Origin of the sequence: Microbacterium hydrocarbonoxydans, assembly GCF_000956475.1 — a bacterium.
GTDB lineage: Bacteria > Actinomycetota > Actinomycetes > Actinomycetales > Microbacteriaceae > Microbacterium > Microbacterium hydrocarbonoxydans_A.
The window spans coordinates 63,101-77,501 of sequence record NZ_JYJB01000003.1 but is presented as its reverse complement, the minus strand read 5'-3'; the positions used below and the strand labels follow the sequence as shown (position 1 = coordinate 77,501).

14 protein-coding genes are annotated in these 14,401 nt (G+C 68.6%); 9 read left to right on the top strand and 5 right to left on the bottom strand.

Translation table 11 applies throughout. The annotated features are described in order from the left end of the window. Window positions 1-34: 34 nt before the first annotated feature. Window positions 35-865: a class I SAM-dependent methyltransferase gene (locus RS84_RS00615; protein WP_045255822.1), complete on the top strand. Its 831-nt coding sequence runs from the start codon at window positions 35-37 to the stop codon at window positions 863-865. A gap of 24 nt (window positions 866-889) precedes the next feature. Here the strand turns inward: RS84_RS00615 and RS84_RS00610 are convergent, their stop codons facing one another. From RS84_RS00610 to RS84_RS00595, 3 genes are all read right to left on the bottom strand, one after another. Next, window positions 890-2,023, bottom strand: a complete 1,134-nt coding sequence (locus RS84_RS00610) for a YgfZ/GcvT domain-containing protein (RefSeq protein ID WP_045255821.1) — start codon at window positions 2,021-2,023, stop codon at window positions 890-892. Then, window positions 2,023-2,622, bottom strand: a complete 600-nt coding sequence (locus RS84_RS00605) for an FABP family protein (RefSeq protein WP_045255820.1) — start codon at window positions 2,620-2,622, stop codon at window positions 2,023-2,025. Before RS84_RS00605 ends, RS84_RS00610 begins: the two co-directional genes overlap by 1 nt. A 148-nt stretch (window positions 2,623-2,770) precedes the next feature. Further along, window positions 2,771-3,061 (bottom strand): hypothetical protein, encoded by a 291-nt coding sequence (locus tag RS84_RS00595; protein WP_045255818.1) that lies wholly within the window; start codon window positions 3,059-3,061, stop codon window positions 2,771-2,773. Window positions 3,062-3,133: 72 nt separating this feature from the next. Here RS84_RS00595 and RS84_RS00590 point away from each other — a divergent pair, with 72 nt between their 5' ends. The 8 genes from RS84_RS00590 (at window position 3,134) to RS84_RS00555 (ending at window position 12,347) form a co-directional block, all read left to right on the top strand. Then, window positions 3,134-3,814 (top strand): winged-helix domain-containing protein, encoded by a 681-nt coding sequence (locus tag RS84_RS00590; protein WP_045255817.1) that lies wholly within the window; start codon window positions 3,134-3,136, stop codon window positions 3,812-3,814. A 53-nt stretch (window positions 3,815-3,867) separates the two neighbouring features. Then, window positions 3,868-6,033 (top strand): RNA degradosome polyphosphate kinase, encoded by a 2,166-nt coding sequence (locus RS84_RS00585; protein WP_045255816.1) that lies wholly within the window; start codon window positions 3,868-3,870, stop codon window positions 6,031-6,033. Continuing rightward, the gene (locus RS84_RS00580; protein WP_082061978.1) at window positions 6,030-7,034 is read left to right on the top strand and encodes an NUDIX hydrolase; all 1,005 of its coding nucleotides are present in this window, start codon (window positions 6,030-6,032) and stop codon (window positions 7,032-7,034) included. The genes RS84_RS00585 and RS84_RS00580 overlap by 4 nt, the downstream gene beginning before the upstream one ends. 135 nt (window positions 7,035-7,169) lie before the next feature. Then, window positions 7,170-8,276: a phosphate ABC transporter substrate-binding protein PstS gene (gene pstS, locus RS84_RS00575; protein WP_045255815.1), complete on the top strand. Its 1,107-nt coding sequence runs from the start codon at window positions 7,170-7,172 to the stop codon at window positions 8,274-8,276. Window positions 8,277-8,367: 91 nt separating this feature from the next. Next, entirely contained in the window at window positions 8,368-9,318 is a 951-nt protein-coding gene (gene pstC, locus RS84_RS00570; protein WP_045255814.1) for a phosphate ABC transporter permease subunit PstC, read from the top strand. A 1-nt stretch (window position 9,319) separates the two neighbouring features. After that, window positions 9,320-10,417, top strand: a complete 1,098-nt coding sequence (gene pstA, locus RS84_RS00565; RefSeq protein ID WP_045255813.1) for a phosphate ABC transporter permease PstA — start codon at window positions 9,320-9,322, stop codon at window positions 10,415-10,417. 23 nt (window positions 10,418-10,440) lie between these two features. Next, window positions 10,441-11,220: a phosphate ABC transporter ATP-binding protein PstB gene (gene pstB, locus RS84_RS00560; protein ID WP_045255812.1), complete on the top strand. Its 780-nt coding sequence runs from the start codon at window positions 10,441-10,443 to the stop codon at window positions 11,218-11,220. A gap of 284 nt (window positions 11,221-11,504) precedes the next feature. Continuing rightward, complete coding sequence (locus RS84_RS00555; RefSeq protein WP_082061977.1) at window positions 11,505-12,347, top strand: type IV toxin-antitoxin system AbiEi family antitoxin domain-containing protein; 843 nt, start codon at window positions 11,505-11,507, stop codon at window positions 12,345-12,347. A 354-nt stretch (window positions 12,348-12,701) separates the two neighbouring features. Here the strand turns inward: RS84_RS00555 and RS84_RS00550 are convergent, their stop codons facing one another. Both RS84_RS00550 and RS84_RS00545 read right to left on the bottom strand, forming a co-directional pair. Then, a complete protein-coding gene (locus RS84_RS00550; protein ID WP_045255811.1) occupies window positions 12,702-13,586 on the bottom strand; it encodes an aminodeoxychorismate lyase in 885 nt (294 codons plus the stop codon). 164 nt (window positions 13,587-13,750) lie between these two features. After that, window positions 13,751-14,377: a hypothetical protein gene (locus RS84_RS00545; protein ID WP_045255810.1), complete on the bottom strand. Its 627-nt coding sequence runs from the start codon at window positions 14,375-14,377 to the stop codon at window positions 13,751-13,753. Between the last annotated feature and the right edge of the window lie 24 nt (window positions 14,378-14,401).

Below are 14,401 nucleotides of genomic sequence, written 5' to 3'. Positions count from 1 at the left end.
TCCAGCTTATCGAGCGGGCTGGGAGGATTGACGCATGGCGTCATCTCCCCTTGGCAGGCCGACTCGCGGCACGACCGGGACGAACCGCCTGCGTCGCAACGATCGCTGGATCGCGGCATCCGACGCATTCCGCACCGCCGCCGACCCTCTCGTGGTCGACCTCGGCTACGGAGCGAGCGGCGTGACCGCCTTCGAGCTCGCGGCGCGGCTTCGCCGGGTCAGAGCGGATGCCGAGGTCCGCGGACTCGAGATCGACCCCGCCAGGGTGGCGCTCGCGACGGCACAGCTCGAAGAGGTGCGGGCAGGCCGTACGCCCTTCCCACCGGATCTCGTCGTGTCGTTCGCGCGCGGAGGGTTCGAAGTGCCCCTGCCTGGCGGCCGGCGACCCGCCGTCATCCGCGCCATGAACGTGCTGCGCCAGTACGACGAGGCCGACGTCGCCGACGCCTGGCGCACGATGGCCGCTCGGCTCGCTCCCGGCGGCCTGCTCGTCGAGGGCACCTGCGACGAGATCGGCCGTGTCGCGAGCTGGGTCGATGTGGAGGCCGACGGGATGCCGGTGCGCTTCACGCTCTCGCTGCGCCTCGCGGGGCTCGAGCGCCCGAGCATCGTCGCCGAGCGGCTTCCGAAGGCGCTCATTCACAGGAACGTGCCGGGCGAGCGCATCCACTCGCTTCTCGTCGACCTCGACCGCGAGTGGGAGCGTGCCGCCGCGCTGTCGGCCTTCGGCGCGACGCAGCGATTCCTGGCCGCGGTCGCCGCGCTCAAGACGATCGGCTGGCCGGTGCTCGGAGGCAACGGGCGTTGGCGCCTCGGCGAGCTCACGCTGCCGTGGAGCGCCGTGGCGCCACAGCCCGGTCATTGAGCAAGGGCGCGCCGTGAGCGAGACTCACCGAGCGGAGGCGTCCGAATCGCGCGGGTCCGGTGCGCTCGGTCGGCGGGAGAGCCGGGTGATCCGCGGGATGTCTGCAGTCGCTCCCGCGTCGGCCGGCACGATGACCTGCTGAGCGGCGGCGATGTCGCCTTCGGCCGTCCGCACCACGAGATCGCCCTCTGGCGCCCGCCGCGACAAGATGGCGAGCGCGATCGGTCCGTCCTCGAAATGGCGGGCCACGGAGGTGACGTGGCCGAGCTCGTCGTCGCCGACGAGAACGGGGTCGCCTGGCGCGGGCAGGACGGCATCGCTGCCGTCGAGGTGCAGGGCTGCGAGCCGGCGCGGCGGATGACCGAGGTTGTGCACCTTCGCCACCGTCTCCTGGCCCCGGTAGCAGCCCTTGTTCAGGTGCACGGCGGTGCGGATCCAGTCGGACTCGTGCGGCAGCGAACGCTCGTCGACCTCCGCAGCCCAGCGCGGACGCCACGCGGCGACGCGCAGGGCCTCGGCCGCGAGCAGGCCCGCGAGCGATTCGACCGGCGTCGACGCGGCGAGCTCGTCTGCGGCATCCGCCGGCACGATCGCGACCCGCCAGGCGAGCGCGGCGCCAGGGTGCTCCGAGACCTCGGCGTACTGGTGTCCGCCCGCGCTCACCCGCTGCCACGGATCGCTCCAGATCAGGGCGACGCCGTTCGGAGCGGATGCCGCGACACTCGCGGCCTGCGCGGAGGAACCGCCATCGACGAAGCCGATCAGACGCAGATCGTCGCGGACCTCGACGGTGGCCTGGGTCCGGAATTTCATGCGCGTGAGCCACGTCGCGAGCGCGTCGGCGTCACCGGCGTCTGCGATCAGCCAGGTCGACGCTCCGTCGTCGATCACCGCAGCCGCATGCTCGACGCGCCCCTGGGGATCGAGCACCAGGAGCTCCGTGCTCTCGCCAGGCGCGAGACGCGCCACGGACTGCGAGGTGATCGAGTCGAGCCAGCTGAGACGCTCAGGGCCGGCGACCTCGATCACGGTGCGGTCGCCGAGCGGAGCCATGGCCTCTCCGGCAGCGAGGCGACGCTGCTCGCGGAACGCGTCGCCGAAATGGGCGATGCCCTCGTCGGTCGAGACGGCGCCGTCGATGTCGCCGAACCCCGCCATCAGACCCTCGCCAGGCGAGCCGAGGCGTGCGAGCGAAGGGGCGTGCCGAGAGCGGCGATGTCCCACGCCCAGAGCAGGTGGTTGTCGACCAGGCCGTACATACGGGATGCCGCTGCGTACTCCTTGCCGCCGGCAGGGCGCACGATCGCGTCGGAGGCGATGTCGACGCGCGGGCCGTTGATCTCACCCAGGTACAGCTCGAGAGTTCCGTCGGCATGCGCGAGTGACACCTCGAGCGGGAAGCCGCCCGTCGCGGTGCGCATCGCCTCGACGTCGTGGACGTCGCGGGGCGCAACGGCAGCTGTCGGCGGAAGCAGTGCGGGACCGGCATCCGACTCCCCCGCCGCCCGCGACAGCCGCCAGAAGCCGCTCTCGGCGACCAGGGGAATCGATACGTCGCCCTCCCCGGTGAAGGTCGCAGTCGCCGCGTAGTTGAGGAAGGGACCGCCGTCGTGGCTGAAGCTCACGCGATGGACGAACTCGCCCTGCAGCCGTTCGTCGCCGACGGGATAGTCGATGACCCCGGTGCCCTCCCACACGCCGATCAGCCAGGAGAGCGGGGCGAGGTCTGCGGGAAGATCCGCAGGAAGCTCGAGCATGCGCTCAGCGCTGGCCGCGGAAGAGGTTGCGCAGCACCACGATCGAGACGAAGGCGATCGAGAGGCTCGCGAGACCCAGCAGGCCGATGAAGAAGAATTCGAGGGCGACGAGATCCATAACCCCAGCCTACTCCCCCGATGCAGGTGGTCAGGCGGGGATGAGAGCGGCGAGGCCGAACCCGGTGGCGATCAGACCCGTCAACACGAGCGCGCCGGTGACGCTGCACGCGACGCGGAAGATGAACCCCCGGGTGCTGCCGTACCAGAGCTGCACCGCGAAGGAGAGCAGCACCAGCCCGCCGAAAACGACCAGCATCCATGACACGCGCCACTCCTCCGGGACGAAGATCCCGACGGCGATGGAGGCGAGGAAGGCCACGGCCCACACGACGAACACACCGATGAAGGCATTGCGCGGGGCGAGTGCGGGTTCCGACATGTCTCCATTGTCGCCTATCCGGTGCCGGTATCATGGCGTCACGGCGACATCCGTCGGCCGAGAGGAGAGCGTGTGGCCCAGGTGCTGGCGTTGACCAACGCTCCGATAGCGGAGCTGGTGCTACCCGCGCTCGAGCTGCTCAGTCACAGCGTCCGCCAGATTCCGGCGGAACCTGCGCAGCTCGTGAACGCGCCCGACTACGACATCGTGATCGTGGATGCGCGCACCGACCTGGTCGGGGCGAAGTCCCTGTGCCGCCTGCTGCGTGCAGCGGGTCAGGATGCTCCGCTGCTCCTGGTGGTCACGGAGGGCGGCATGAGCGCGGTCTCCGGAGAGTGGGGCATCGACGACGTGCTGCTCGCCACCGCGGGCCCTGCCGAGATCGATGCACGGCTCCGGCTCGCGCTGGCGCGTCACGAGGAGGCGGCCGAGCCGTCTCGCGTGCAGGCGTCGGGCGTGACGATCGATGAGCAGTCGTATTCGGCGAAGCTGCACGGCAAGCCGCTCGATCTCACCTACAAGGAGTTCCAGCTGCTCCACTTCCTCGCGACGCACCCCTCCCGCGTCTTCACCAGGGAGCAGCTGCTCAGCGAGGTGTGGGGCTACGACTACTTCGGCGGCACCCGCACGGTCGATGTGCACGTGCGGCGGCTCCGCGCCAAGCTCGGCGACCAGGAGCAGATCATCGGCACGGTGCGCAACGTGGGCTACCGCTTCAACGTGTACGAGGACGAGACCGTCGCATCGCGGTAACGGAACCGCCGCCGTTCACACACGCGACACCTTGCGGTGCTTAGATGTACCCCATGATCGATCCCGCTCTCGCCGATGCAGGTCTCGGTGACGCCGAAGACGACGACTTCGATGCCGTCGAGTCCCCCGACGCGCTCCTCCCCGACCACCGCTACCTCGACCGCGAGCTGAGCTGGCTCGCCTTCAACCAGCGGGTGCTGGAGCTGGCGGAGGATCCGAGTCTTCCCGAACTCGAGCGGGCGAACTTCCTTGCGATCTTCGCGAGCAACCTCGACGAGTTCTTCATGGTCCGCGTCGCCGGGCTCAAGCGGCGGATCATGACGGGCCTGGCGGTGCCCACGAACATCGGCCGCTCCCCCGTGGACGCGCTCGCGGACATCTCCCGCGAGGCGCATGCCCTCCAGCTCCGCCACGCCGATGCCTGGGCCGGCAAGGTCCGCCCCGCACTGGCGGATGCCGGCATCGAGATCACCGACTGGGAGGCTCTCACCGGCGACGAGCAGGCCGCCCTGTCGGAGTACTTCCAGGCGCAGGTCTTCCCGGTGCTGATGCCTCTCGCGGTCGACCCGGCCCACCCGTTCCCGTACATCTCCGGCCTGTCGCTCAATCTCGCGATCCGCATCCGCAACGCCCGCACCGGGCGCCAGGAGTTCGCGCGCCTCAAGGTGCCGCCGATGCTCCCCCGCTACGTCGAGGTCCGCGGAACCAGCGAGATCACGCGATTCATCCGGCTCGAGGATCTCATCGCCAACCACCTCGGCGATCTGTTCCCCGGCATGGAGGTGCTCGACCACCACGCCTTCCGCCTCACCCGCAACGAGGACATGGTGATCGAGGAGGACGAGTCCGAGAACCTCATCCAGGCCCTCGAGGCCGAGCTCATGCGGCGCCGCTTCGGCCCGCCCATCCGACTCGAGATCACCGACGACATGGACGACGTCACGCTCGACCTGCTGGTGCGAGAGCTCGACATCACCGACCAGGAGGTCTATCGCCTTCCCGGTTCACTCGACCTGCGCGGACTGTTCGATCTCGGCAAGATCGACCGCCCCGATCTGCGCTACCCGCCTCATCTGCCGACCACCTCGGTGTCGTTCCAGCCCGGCGACAGCAACTCCCGCCCGGACATGTTCAAGGCGATCCGCAAGGCGGATGTGCTCGTGCACCACCCCTACGAGTCGTTCACGACCAGCGTGGTCGCATTCCTCGAGCAGGCCGCCCGCGATCCCCACGTGCTCGCGATCAAGCAGACCCTCTACCGCACCTCGGGCGACAGCCCGATCGTGCAGGCGCTGATCGACGCGGCCGAGGCCGGCAAGCAGGTGCTCGCCCTGGTCGAGGTGAAGGCGCGCTTCGACGAGGCGAACAACATCGTCTGGGCCCGCAAGCTCGAGAAGGCCGGGGTGCATGTCGTGTACGGCCTGGTCGGCCTGAAGACCCACTGCAAGCTCGCTCTCGTGATCCGCGAGGAAGACGGCACCCTGCGCCACTACTCGCACATCGGCACCGGCAACTACAACCCGAAGACCAGCCGCATCTACGAGGACTTCGGCCTGTTCACCGCAGACCCCCAGGTCGGAAAAGACCTCACTCGCCTGTTCAACGAGCTCAGCGGCTACGCGATCGAGAAGAAGTTCAAGCGTCTGCTCGTGGCGCCCCTCCACCTGCGCAAGGGCTTGATCCGCCAGATCGACCACGAGCGCAAGAACGCTGAGGCGGGCAAGCCCGCGAGCATTCGCATCAAGGTGAACTCCATGGTCGACGAGGAGATCATCGACGCCCTCTACCGAGCGAGCGCGGCCGGAGTGAAGGTCCAGGTGTGGGTGCGCGGCATCTGCAGCCTGCGCACCGATCTCGAAGGCATCAGCGACAACATCACCGTGCGCAGCATCCTGGGTCGCTATCTCGAGCACTCGCGCATCTTCGCGTTCGAGAACGACGGCGACCCGCAGGTGTACATCGGCAGCGCCGACATGATGCACCGCAACCTCGATCGCCGAGTCGAGGCGCTCGTGCGCGTCACGGATCCCCGACACCTCGACGAGCTGCTCGCGTTCTTCGATCTCGCGATGGACCCCGGTACGAGCTCCTGGCATCTCGGCGCGGAGGGCGTCTGGTACCGCCACTCGGAGGACGGCGAGGGCAACCCGCTGGTCGACCTGCAGGACAAGACCATGGGGTTGATCCAGCGGCGGCGCCGCGCGCGGGCGGTTCGATGACTTCGAAGACCGGCGCAGCCACCGAGCGCGCGAAGCGGGACCATCAGGCGCCGCGCGCCAAGTGGGAGGACAAGGCCGTATACGCGGCCGGCGCCGTCGTGTGGCGCATCGTCGACGGCAAGCTGCGGATCCTGCTGATCCACCGCGGCAAGTATCGCGATGTGACGCTGCCCAAGGGCAAGGTCGACCCCGGCGAGATGCTCGCCGAGACCGCCGTGCGTGAAGTGCACGAGGAGACCGGCATCCGCGTCGTCCTCGGTGTTCCTGTGGGCGTCAGCCGCTATCACATGGCGTCGAACAAGCAGAAGGTCGTGCACTACTGGGCGGCAGAGGCCACGGACGACGCGATCAGGGAATCGACGTTCGTTCCGAACCGCGAGATCGCCGCCCTCGAGTGGGTGAGCCTGAAGAAGGCGCGCGCGCGCCTGAGCTACCCCGTCGATCTCGAGATCATCGACTTCTTCCAGAATCTCGTCGACGACGGCGTGCTGCGCACCTTCCCCGTCATCGCGCTGCGGCACGCGAAGGCCCTGTCGCGGACGGCGTGGGACGGAGCGGATGCTGCGCGCCCGCTCGCCGAGCGGGGACGCACGCAGGCGAAATCCATCGTCGGCCCGCTGCGCGCCTTCGGCGTGAAGCGGATCGTCACGAGCGACGCGGTGCGCTGCGTCGACACCGTGGTTCCGCTCTCGCACGCGCTCGGGCGCAAGATCACCGAGACCCCGAAGATCAGTCAAGATGCCTGGGAAGAAGGCACGGCCGACCTGCGCACCGTGATCGGCAAGAGGGTGCGCAGCGGCAAGGCCGCGGTCGTGTGCAGCCACGGACCCGTGCTCCCCAGCATCCTCTCCGAGCTCGCTCTCGCCACCGGCACCATCCACGGCTCCTACATCGACAGCGCCGCCGACCTCGAGCCCGCGGCGTTCTCGGTCGTGCACCTGTCGGCATCCAACCCCGGATCCGGGATCATCGCGATCGAGACCCACATCCCCAAGGTCTGACCAGGCGAATCCAGAGAGTCGACGGTCGTTCACCTTCCGTTCACCTGACCGGGAGAATCTCGTTAACCGCCGCGCATAGCGTCACTGTGTGCCCTGCACCGGGCCCATTCCCATTCCCGATCGAACGGATCCACAGTGAAGATCTCCCGCATCGCCCGTATCGGCGCCATCGGCGCCGTCGCTGCCCTCGCTCTCGCCGGCTGTGCCGCGAACGAAGGCGGCACCGGCGGTTCCACCGACGCGCCCTCCTCCGACGCAGCCCTCTCGGGTTCGCTCGTCGGCTCCGGCTCGTCGGCGCAGCAGGTCGCCATCCAGTCCTGGACGGCTGAGTTCCAGAAGACCAACCCCGACGCCGTGGTCGAGTACGACCCGGCCGGCTCCGGCGCAGGCCGCGAGTCGTTCCAGCAGGGCGCCGTGAACTTCGCCGGCTCCGACCGCGCGTTCAAGACCGACGAGGTCTCCGCGGGCGGCTTCGGCGCGTGCGTCGACGGCTCCGACATCGTCGAGATCCCTGCCTACGTGTCGCCGATCGCCATCGTCTTCACGCTCGACGGCGTCGACTCGCTCGACCTCGACCCCGAGACGATCGCCGGCATCTTCGCGGGCAAGATCACCAAGTGGAACGCTCCGGAGATCGCCGCGACCAACAAGGGCGTCGAGCTCCCCGACCTGGCGATCTCGCCGGTGCACCGCTCCGACAAGTCGGGCACCACCGCCAACTTCACCGACTACCTCGCGCAGACCGCCCCCGACGTGTGGACTGCGGGCAGCGTCGAGGAGTGGCCGGCCGACCTCGGCGGCGAGTCCGCTGAGAAGACCTCGGGCGTCGCGAACGCCGTCAAGGGCGGCCAGGGCCTGATCGGCTACATCGACTCCTCGCAGGCCGCCGACTTCTCGGCCGTCAACGTCAAGGTCGGCGACGAGTTTGTCGCGCACTCCCCTGAGGGCGCCGCTGCCACGCTCGACGCCTCGACGGTCGAAGACGGCCGCACCGAGGGCGACCTCGCGATCGCGATCGACCGCACCACGGACGCGAAGGGCGCCTACCCGGTTCTCCTGGTCAGCTACCTGATCGCCTGCACCGAGTACGAGGACGAGAACGTCGCCGCTCTGACCAAGGCGTTCTTCGAGACCGCGATCAGCGCCGAGGGCCAGGACGCAGCCGCGACCAACGCCGGCAGCGCCCCGATCTCCGACGACCTGCGCACCAAGGCGCAGGCCGCGATCGACCTGATCAAGTAATTCCTGTGGACGGTGTCCGGGGCGCGATACGCACCCCGGACACCGTCTGTCCGCACCCGATACCCGATCCATCGAGCAGGAAGCAGCTCCCATGACAGCCACGACAACGGAGGCCCGCGCTCCGATCGTCGCGAAGAAGCGCGCTGGAGACATCTGGTTCTCCGGCACAGCGGTCGCCGCCGGCTCCATGATCATGATCACGCTCGCCGCGGTCGCGATCTTCCTCATCGTGCAGTCGCTGCCGGCGTTCAGCGCCGATAACGGCTCCGCGTCTCTGCTGCAGACGAACTTCTGGGATTACGTGGGTCCGCTGCTGTTCGGCACGCTGTGGGCCGCCCTGCTCGCCCTCCTGATGGCCGTGCCGCTGTCGCTCGGCGTCGCCCTCTTCATCACCCACTACGCACCGCGCCGCCTCGCGCAGACCATCGGCTACATCGTCGACCTGCTGGCCGCGGTGCCCTCGGTGGTCTTCGGCCTCTGGGGCATCTTCGTGCTGGCCCCGGCCGTGCAGCCGGTCTACGCGTGGCTGAACACCAACCTGGGCTGGATCCCTTTCTTCGGCGGTGTCGTCTCCCCGACGGGCCGCACGGTACTCACCGCCGCCATCGTGCTCGCCGTCATGGTCGTGCCGATCATCACCGCGATCTGCCGCGAGATCTTCCTGCAGACGCCGCGGCTGCATGAGGAGGCGGCGCTCGCACTGGGCGCGACCCGGTGGGAGATGATCCGCATGGCTGTGCTGCCCTTCGGCCGCTCCGGCATCGTGTCGGGCTCGATGCTGGGCCTCGGCCGCGCGCTCGGCGAGACCATGGCCGTGGCCATGGTGCTCTCGGTGAGCAAGGCCGTCACGATCGAGATGCTCACCTCGACGAATCCCTCGACGATCGCCGCGAACATCGCGCTCACCTTCGCCGAGGCGTACAAGACGAACATCAACGTCCTCATCGCGACCGGTCTCATCCTCTTCATCGTGACGTTCGCCGTGAACGCGGTCGCGCGGTGGTTCGTGAACCGCCGCAAGGAATTCTCGGGAGCGAACTGACATGACCACCATCGCTCCTCCCGCGCCGAACGCCATCTCGTCTTCGCGCGCATCGCTGTCGTCCGGACACATGCCGCGCTGGGCGCCGTGGGCGCTGCTGGGCGTGGCACTCCTCGTGGCCGCGGCCCCGTTCGGACTCTCCGCGGCGGCATCCGGCTCCGAGTTCAACATCGCGGGCAGCCTCATCGTCGGCGCCCTGTTGTACCTCGCCATCATCTACGTCACCTCGCGCATCGTCGAGGGACAGCGCAAGGCGCTCGACCGCTTCATCACCGGTGTCGTCACCTCTGCGTTCCTCGTGGCGATGGTGCCTCTGGTCTCGGTGGGCTGGACGGTCATCTCGAACGGCGTCGCGCGCCTCGACCCGCTCTTCTTCAGCTCGTCGATGCGCGGCGTGCTCGGCGAAGGCGGCGGCGCGCTGCACGCGATCATGGGCACGCTGACGGTCACCCTCGCGGCGACCGTGATCTCCGTGCCCATCGGTCTGATGACCGCGGTCTACCTGATCGAGTACGGTCGCGGCACGCGCATGTCGCGCATCATCACCTTCCTCGTCGACGTCATGACCGGCATCCCTTCGATCGTGGCCGGACTGTTCGCCTATGCGGTGTTCGCCCTGATCTTCGGTCCTGGTGTGCGCATGGGCATCATGGGCTCGGTCGCGCTCTCTGTGCTGATGATCCCGGTCGTGGTGCGCTCCACCGAGGAGATGCTGCGGCTGGTGCCGAACGATCTGCGAGAGGCCTCGTACGCGCTCGGCGTGCCGAAGTGGCTCACGATCGTCAAGGTCGTGCTGCCGACCTCGATCGCCGGCATCACGACGGGCGTCATGCTCGCCATCTCGCGCGTGATCGGCGAGACCGCCCCGCTGCTGCTCACCGCGGGCTTCACCGACGCGATGAACTACAACCTGTTCGGCGGACGCATGCAGACGCTGCCGGTGTTCATCTACTCGCAGTACGCCTACCAGGGCATCCCGGCGGAGGCATACGTCGACCGCGCCTGGGCCGCCGCCCTCACCCTGATCGTCATCGTCATGGTGCTCAACCTCGTGGCGCGCGTCGTCGCCAAGGTGTTCGCCCCGAAGACCGGCCGCTGAGCCACAACCCGAAGGATCATCCCGTGTCCAAGAGCATCGAAGTCAACGACCTCAACGTCTACTACAGCGACTTCCTCGCTGTCGAGGGCGTCTCCCTCGACATCGAGCCGCGCAGCGTCACCGCGTTCATCGGCCCCTCCGGCTGCGGCAAGTCCACGTTCCTGCGCACCCTGAACCGCATGCACGAGGTCATCCCCGGCGCACGCGTCGAGGGTCAGGTGCTGCTCGACGGCGACGACCTGTACGGCCCCTCGGTCGACCCGGTCAACGTGCGGCGCCAGGTCGGCATGGTCTTCCAGCGCCCGAACCCGTTCCCGACCATGTCGATCCGTGAGAACGTGCTGGCCGGAGTCAAGCTCAACAACAAGCGCATCGCGAAGTCCGACGCCGACGCACTGGTCGAGAAGTCGCTGCAGGGGGCGAACCTGTGGAACGAGGTCAAGGACCGGCTCGACAAGCCCGGTGCGGGCCTTTCCGGCGGTCAGCAGCAGCGTCTGTGCATCGCCCGTGCGATCGCGGTCTCCCCCGACGTTCTCCTGATGGACGAGCCGTGCTCGGCCCTCGATCCGATCTCGACCTACGCGATCGAGGAGCTGATCGGCGAGCTGAAGAGCGAGTACACGATCGTGATCGTGACGCACAACATGCAGCAGGCGAGCCGCGTCTCGGACAAGACGGCGTTCTTCAACATCGCCGGCACGGGCAAGCCCGGCAAGCTCATCGAGTACGACAACACCACGAGCATCTTCACCACGCCGAGCGTGCAGGCGACCGAGGACTACGTCTCGGGACGCTTCGGCTGAGGCGGACGGGGAGGCGCGACGGTTCGCCGGCCTCCCCGCGCCGGCTTCGTGCGGGCGCTTCGTGCGCGCGTTTCGTGCGCGAAAAGTCGGAGTCTCTTGACGACACGCCGGTAATGGATGCCGGTGCGCGGCGTGTCGGCGAGGAACTCCGACTTTTCGCACCTCGGGACTCCGCCCACGACTCGTCCTGCACAACCGGCCCGGATCACGGCTTCTCCACTCCCCCCGGGTGATAGCGGAGATCCCTCGAGCGGGCGGGCTTCGAGCCAGGGCACACTCGCGAGATGACCTTCCGTACCGCTGCCCACGCCCTCGCTTCCGAGGGCGGCATGGCGCGCACGCGCACGCTCCTGGCAATGGGGGTGACTGCTCGCGAGCTGAACCGAGCTCGTAAGGCCGGCGAGATCGTGCGTCCGCGTCAAGGGCTGTACGCTCTCCCCACGACCTCACCGCAGGAGTTTCACGCTGCCGCCCACGGCGGTGTCCCCGCGGCCACCACGGCGGCCCGGCTCCACGGCCTGTGGGTGCTCGACGAGAACACGATCCACGTCTGGATGGGCGCCGAGGGACGCCAGCTCGCCGCCTGCGCCGACTGTTGCCTGCATTGGTCTGCGGGTCAACCGGAGACGGGTAGCCTGCCCTCGATTCCGCGAACGCTGCTGCAGATCGCGCAGTGCCGAAGCGAGGAGTCCTTCTTCGCAGCGCTCGAGTCCGCGTTGAGACAGCGCCTGCTCAGCGGCGAGGATCTGCGGCGGCTGCGCTCCGAGTTGCCCGCGCGTCTGCGGTGGCTGCTCGACTTCGCGCGCGACGACGCCGACAGCGGGCTCGAGTCGATCGTGCGGCATCGACTGCATCGGATCGGGATCGATGTTCGCACGCAGATCCTGATCCACGAGACCGGCCGCGTCGACCTGCTCATCGGAGATCGCCTGCTCATCGAGATCGACGGCAAGCAGAACCACGACGGCAGGGCAGAACGCCACAAGGACCTGATGCGTGATGCCCTGTCAGCGATGTGGGGCTACGAGACCTTGCGGTTCGACTTCGCCATGATCATGTACGACTGGGCGCTGGTCGAACATGCGATCGTGGCCAAGATCGCTGCCGGCGCGCACATGTGGCCCTGACGCTGACAGCGGTGGCTATCTTGCACTGCGGTGGCTTTCTTCCTGCGAGAGACGCGATGCGCCCGCGGAGTCGTCGCAGGAGGCTGCGCCCGGCCGTCCTTGCGTGCCCGCGTTTCGGCCGCCGGGCCTCGGTCCGGTTCCGCCGTCCGGTTCCGCCGTCCGGTTCCGCCGTCCGGTTCCGCCGTTCCGTCGTCCGGCTCCGTCGTCGGATCTGCCGTGCTGTGATGCTGTGCGAAAAGTCGGAGTCTCTCGACGACACGCCGGTGGCGGATGCAGCAGCACGGCGTGTCGGAGGAGAACTCCGACTTTTCGCGCAGGCCGCCGCGCCTGTCGCGCAGGCCGCGGCCCGGTGAGTCAGTCGCGGGGCGAGAGCAGGTACTGGTTGAGCTCGGCGGTGAGGGCGGCGTCGACCGGCAGTGCCGTCCCGTCGACGGCGGTGATGGGAGCGGCGAGGCGCACGCTCGACACGAGCCAGGCGGCATCCGCCTTGACCAGATCGGATGCCGGGATCTCGGCGTATCCGACCTCGAAACCCCGCGCGGACAGGTGCTCGTAGACGCTCAGCTGCGTGGTGCCGTGCAGGATCCCGCCGTTCGGCGCGGGCGTCACGAACCTCTCGCCGACGCGGAGGACGAGGGAGGCGGTCGGCGCCTCGAGCACGAATCCGTCGCTGGAGAGGAAGATCGCGTCATCCGCTCCTCTGCGATGCGCTTCGCGGAGCGCCGCCATGTTGACCGCGTACGAGAGGGTCTTGGCCCCCAGCAGCAGCCACGGCGCACGCTCGGCGACGTGCAGGTCGTAGCCGCGATCGAGAGTGACGACGCGGATGCCGTCGACGCGCACCGCGGAGAAGTCCGCCGCCGGCGCCGCCGTCACCCAGGCAGTCGGTGTGGGCCCGTGTTCCACACCTCGGCTCAGGATGAGCTTGATCACCCACTCGCCTTCGCCGCACTCCGCAGCGGCGACAGCCACCGCCTGCCGCCACTGCTCCTGGTGCGGCACCGGCAGATCGCACAACCGCGCCGAGTGAGCCAGGCGCTCGAGGTGCGGAACGACCTCCTGGGCGTGCGCGTCGATGACGCCGATCGACTCGAACACCCCGTCGCCGCGCTGCGTGCTGAGCTCCCCCACGCTGAGCGCCGGGGCCGCCGCATCCACCGCCGTGAAGGTGCCGGAGAAATCCTCCCGCTCCTCGGAGGCCGCCACAGGGTCGATCATCAGTGCGAAGCGCCGGGTCATGAATCCGAGCCTAGAGGGCGGGAATAGCTCCCGCGAGATCGCGTTACAATCAATTGGCCGGGCCGCATAACCCCGGGCTCCAATTTTCGCCGCTGCGAGCGGCCTTCCGCCGAGAGGCGTTCTTGCGGCCCGGTCTTCTCATATCCGGACCACGAATCCCAGGCTCAGACCAGCCCGTCGATGCGCCACAGCACCGCGCTGGCCGAAAGATCCTGTGCGTAGGAGCTGAGCCTGAGCGCCCTCGTCGTCAGCTCGCTCGCCCGCTGCGGCTCGGTCGCCTCGTAGTCATCCGCCACATGCGTGGCACCGGATGCCTGCACACGGCAGAACGCCGCCGCACGATCGAGCGCCACGGCGAAATCGCCGCGGAACGCGCCGTGCAGGATCGCATCGATCAGCACCACGAGTTCGTCAGGGTCGGCAGGCACCGGCGCGCCGGCGACCACAGCATCCGCCGAGGCCAGCTCGACGCGTCCGCGCTCGTACAGCAGCGCAGCGGTCTGCGGATCGCCATGGATCGCGAGCTGCAGCACGTACAGACGCCACAGGGCGCCGGGCAGCGTGCGCGAGGGCGCCTTCGACCACAGCTCGGCGATCTCGTCGATGCCGTGCTCAGCGGTGAACGCCACCAGCCGGTCTGCGCTCTCGCCGCTGTCATCCGCGCGCACACGGGTCAGCAGAGCGGATGCCGTCGCATGCGCGATGCGCGTCTCCTCGGCGGGGTCGTGAGAGCCGACGATGTTGTCGAAAGACCTCGTCGGGCGGCGGATCGGGCGGTGGTGCTCAGGCATCACTCCAGGGTACGCGCGATCGGC

What these genes read in the sequence shown, in the direction of transcription:
- pstC (WP_045255814.1), top strand. Translation starts at nt 8,368, where the DNA reads ATGACAGCCACGACAACGGAGGCCCGCGCTCCGATCGTCGCGAAGAAG.
- RS84_RS00595 (WP_045255818.1), bottom strand. Translation starts at nt 3,061, where the DNA reads ATGTCGGAACCCGCACTCGCCCCGCGCAATGCCTTCATCGGTGTGTTC.
- RS84_RS00610 (WP_045255821.1), bottom strand. Translation starts at nt 2,023, where the DNA reads ATGGCGGGGTTCGGCGACATCGACGGCGCCGTCTCGACCGACGAGGGC.
- RS84_RS00555 (WP_082061977.1), top strand. Translation starts at nt 11,505, where the DNA reads ATGACCTTCCGTACCGCTGCCCACGCCCTCGCTTCCGAGGGCGGCATG.
- pstA (WP_045255813.1), top strand. Translation starts at nt 9,320, where the DNA reads ATGACCACCATCGCTCCTCCCGCGCCGAACGCCATCTCGTCTTCGCGC.
- RS84_RS00545 (WP_045255810.1), bottom strand. Translation starts at nt 14,377, where the DNA reads ATGCCTGAGCACCACCGCCCGATCCGCCGCCCGACGAGGTCTTTCGAC.
- RS84_RS00580 (WP_082061978.1), top strand. Translation starts at nt 6,030, where the DNA reads ATGACTTCGAAGACCGGCGCAGCCACCGAGCGCGCGAAGCGGGACCAT.
- RS84_RS00615 (WP_045255822.1), top strand. Translation starts at nt 35, where the DNA reads ATGGCGTCATCTCCCCTTGGCAGGCCGACTCGCGGCACGACCGGGACG.
- RS84_RS00585 (WP_045255816.1), top strand. Translation starts at nt 3,868, where the DNA reads ATGATCGATCCCGCTCTCGCCGATGCAGGTCTCGGTGACGCCGAAGAC.
- RS84_RS00550 (WP_045255811.1), bottom strand. Translation starts at nt 13,586, where the DNA reads ATGACCCGGCGCTTCGCACTGATGATCGACCCTGTGGCGGCCTCCGAG.
- RS84_RS00605 (WP_045255820.1), bottom strand. Translation starts at nt 2,622, where the DNA reads ATGCTCGAGCTTCCTGCGGATCTTCCCGCAGACCTCGCCCCGCTCTCC.